Genomic DNA, 428 nt, shown 5'->3' on the forward strand with positions numbered 1-428 from the left:
CTGCTGGGCTCGGAGATCGGTGCCGCGCTGACCGCGCTGGAGCCGCTGGGCATCGACATGATCGGCCTGAACTGTGCCACGGGCCCGGCCGAGATGAGCGAGCACCTGCGCTACCTCGCCCGGCACTCCCGCGTACCCCTGTCCTGCATGCCCAACGCGGGCTTGCCGGTGCTGGGCAAGGACGGCGCCCACTACCCGCTGTCCGCGCCCGAGCTCGCCGACGCGCAGGAGACCTTCGTGCGGGAGTACGGGTTGTCGCTGGTGGGCGGGTGCTGTGGCACGACGCCGGAGCACCTGCGGCAGGTGGTGGAGCGGGTCCGGGACCTGACGCCGACGGAGCGCGAGCCGCGCCCGGAGCCGGGGGCGGCGTCGCTGTACCAGACGGTGCCGTTCCGCCAGGACACCTCGTATCTGGCGATCGGGGAGCG

At 73.1% G+C, this 428-nt stretch carries 1 protein-coding gene; it reads left to right on the forward strand.

The window, feature by feature from the left end; translation table 11 throughout:
• On the forward strand, positions 1 to 428 hold a 428-nt coding region (locus tag ACSNOD_RS31760), incomplete at both ends, for a homocysteine S-methyltransferase family protein (protein WP_436770523.1).

This window comes from Streptomyces sp. URMC 123 (genome assembly GCF_051386515.1).
GTDB lineage: Bacteria > Actinomycetota > Actinomycetes > Streptomycetales > Streptomycetaceae > Streptomyces.